Source organism: Pseudomonas sp., from assembly GCF_035277045.1.
In the GTDB taxonomy this organism is placed as follows: Bacteria; Pseudomonadota; Gammaproteobacteria; order Pseudomonadales; family Pseudomonadaceae; genus Aquipseudomonas.
In genome coordinates this window covers 1-3,326 of sequence record NZ_DATELE010000125.1, presented here as the reverse complement: position 1 = coordinate 3,326, position 3,326 = coordinate 1, and the positions used below count along the sequence as shown (strand labels likewise).

General features: G+C 64.2%; 2 protein-coding genes. One reads left to right on the top strand and one right to left on the bottom strand.

The genetic code is table 11. From position 1 onward, the window contains the following. Window positions 1-99: 99 nt before the first annotated feature. The gene (locus tag VJS90_RS05795) at window positions 100-1,140 is read right to left on the bottom strand and encodes a LacI family DNA-binding transcriptional regulator (RefSeq protein ID WP_324119943.1); all 1,041 of its coding nucleotides are present in this window, start codon (window positions 1,138-1,140) and stop codon (window positions 100-102) included. A 261-nt stretch (window positions 1,141-1,401) separates the two neighbouring features. On the opposite strand from VJS90_RS05795, the gene VJS90_RS05790 reads away from it, so the two are divergent. After that, window positions 1,402-3,326 (top strand): TonB-dependent receptor (locus VJS90_RS05790; RefSeq protein ID WP_324119941.1); only part of this gene is annotated, 1,925 nt, incomplete at its 3' end.

Here is a 3,326-nt window from a genome sequence, read left to right as displayed (position 1 = left end):
AACGCGTCCATGTCATCGATTTTCATGTTCGGCTCTCACATATTGAGGCGTAGGGAGATACCTGACGAGCATAATGCGTTGCTGCACGAATGTCACAATTCATGCGCTTTCGCGTACCACCAGCTCACAGCCCAGCAGGTTCAGGCGCTGCGCCTCGCCCTCCACGGCCCCAAGGCACTCGAGCACGCGCCTGGCAGCTACCTCGCCGATCTCCCGCGACGGCGGCCTCAGCGTGGTCAGGCTGGGTATCAGCATGTCCGCGAACGGGTAATCCCCGAACCCCACGATCGCCATGTCCTCGGGCAACTTCAACCCCGCGCGCTGGCCAGCGAGCAGGGCACCGGCGGCAAGGTTGTCGTTGGCGAAGATGACGGCCTGCGGACGAGGCTCATGCCCGAGCAGCGCTTGCATGGCCTGCTTGCCGGCCTCGAAAGGCGCGGCATCGGGGGAGGGGACGAACACCCACGGCTGCAGGCCTGCCTCGTGCAGGGCCTGACTGTAACCGTCGCGCCGCTCCAGCGCGCTCAGATCGCCTGGTGCGCTGTTCTGCACGAAGGCAATGCGCTGGTGGCCCTTGTCCAGCAGGTAGCGGGCCGCCTGCACGCCGACCTCATGGTGCAGGAAGCCCACCTGCAGGGGTGAGCGCGCGGGCTGGTAATCCCAGATCTCCACCACCGGCACGTCGGCCTCGGCGAGCATTTTCTCGGTGCCGGGGCTGTGGAAGTGGCTGGTCACCACCAGGGCGGCGGGCGACCAGCCGAGAAACGCGCGCACGGCGCTTTCTTCCTGGGCTTCGTCGAAGTAGCTCGACGCCAGCAGCAGTTGGTAGCCATGGCGGCTGAGGGTGTCGCTGAAGGCCTGGATGGTCTGGGCGAAGATCGGCCCGGAAATGTTCGGGATGACCATGCCGACGATTCGTCCACGGGCCGAGGCCAGGCCGCCGGCCACCAGATTGGGCACGTAGCCGAGGGCCTCGACCGCTGCCTGGATACGCTCGCGCAGTGGCGGCGATACTTGCTCGGGCTGGTTGAAGTAGCGTGACACGCTGATCGCCGAGACGCCGGCTTCACGTGCCACCTCGTTGAGGGTGACACGACCGGCTCCACGGCGCTTGCGGGGAGAATCCTTGGCTTGGCTCACGCGGGCTGCCTCCGAGGGAAAGGGCGGATGTTAGCGCTAACGAGCGACCTTGATGCAAATAGCTTTATGGAATATAAAAGTGAATTTTTAGTATTTGACCCGCTAAGGCGAGGCCTTTGATACTTGTTCATGTTAGCGCTAACAAGCGCGCTGTTGGGCAACCGGCTGCCACTCGCACGAGCGAGACCAGACAACGACAGCATCTTCATGTCGGCCTGCCATGGGGCAGGTCAGGTCTGGTCTTACAAGGCAGTGAGCCTCATGCATACGATTCCCTACAAACCCGCTGTCGCTATCTTGCTGGCCGCCGTTGGCCAAGGCGCCTTCGCGGCGCAAGCGACCGCTGAAACCCCCCAGGCCACAGCGCTCGGTGCCGTCACCGTGACAGCAACGCGCCGCGAGGCAAGCCTGCAGGAAGTACCCGTGGCGGTGTCGGTGGTACAGGGCGAGCAGCTCGAACGCGACAATCGCAACAGCGTCGCCAGCATTGTCCAGCAGGTGCCGACCCTCAACTACCGCGCGGGTGCCTCCAACAAGGACACCTCGCTGTTCGTTCGCGGCGTGGGCACCATTTCCACCTCGCCAGGTGTCGAGCCGACGGTGGCCACGGTGGTCGATGGCGTGGTCTTCGGCCGTCCTGGCCAGTCGACCCTCGACCTGCTCGACCTTGAGCGCATCGAAGTGTTGCGCGGCCCTCAGGGCACCTTGTTCGGCAAGAATGCATCGGCCGGCGTGCTCAACGTGGTCAGCAAGTCGATCCCTGAGCAGACCCAGGGCTACGTCGATTACTCGCATTTTGGCGGCGGCAATGAAAACCGTCTGCGTTTCGGCCTTGGCGGGCGCCTGAGCGAGCAGTTCAAGGGATCGATCAGCGCCCTGTGGGGCGATTACGAAGGCAATGTCGAGAACCTCGCCAACGGCCATGACGTCAACGGCTACGAGCGCAAGGGCGTGCGCGGCAAGCTGGAGTTCGAGCCTAGCGACGACCTGCGCCTGACGTTGATCGGCGACTACATGAAGGGCGAGGACACCTTGCCCAGCGGCGTGATCACCCGCGCCACCAGCGCCTTCGCCAGCCAGTTGCGGCCGGTGACGCCGAGCGCGCACAACCGCGATATCAACAGCGACTTCAAGACCCACGTTGAGGACATCAACCAGGGCCTGTCGGGCCAGCTCGACTGGCAGCTGGGCGACTACACCCTGACCTCGATCACCGCCTGGCGCGGCTGGGACAACACCCAGTACCAGGACGGCGACCGCCGCGCGCTGCTGCCGCTGACAGCCTCCCATGACAAGGGCACGGTGGATTACAACCAGTATTCCCAGGAATTTCGCCTGACCTCGCCCAAGGGGCAGTTCAACGAGTACGTGCTGGGCGCTTTCTACATGCATGGCAAGTCCGAGGAAACCTACCGGCGCCTGTCGGTCAACGGCGGGGTGGCCGACACCGGCCGTGCCGACTACAGCACGACCAACGACAGCGTGGCGCTGTTCGGTGAAAACACCTTCAACTTCACCGAGGATTTCCGCGCGATCCTGGGCCTGCGCTGGACCCACGACGCCCTCGAGTACGACCACCGACGGGTGTCCACCTCGACGACGGCGGTCACCGGCATCCAGCCCTCGACCTCAAGCTCGGGCTCGGTGGACGAGGACGGCTGGAGCGGCCGCACCGGCCTGCAGTACGACTTCAATGACAACCTCACCGGCTACGTGACCTACTCGCGCGGCTACAAGGGGCCGGCCTACAACGTGTTCTTCAACATGCAGCCGCGTGATACCGGCGCGCTCAAGCCGGAAACCTCCGACGCCTACGAGATCGGCCTGAAGAGCACCGCCCTGAATAATCGCCTGATGGCCAACCTGGCCGTGTTCCACACCGACTACAACGACTACCAGGCCAACTTCTTCGACACCGTGGCCAACCAGGTGGTGACCCGCCTGGTCAATGCGGGCAAGGTCAACACCCAGGGCGTCGAGCTCGACGCCAGCTTCCAGGTCACCTCCCAGCTCAAGCTGTCTGCGGCCGTGGCCTATACCAAGGCGCGGGTCGATCACTTCAACTGCCCGGCGGGCGCGGCGGCTAATTGCAACATCGATGGCGGCCGCCTGCCGTTCACCCCGGACTGGAAAAGCTACGTGCGTGCCGACTACGTGATCCCGCTGGACAACGGCCTGGATGTCGA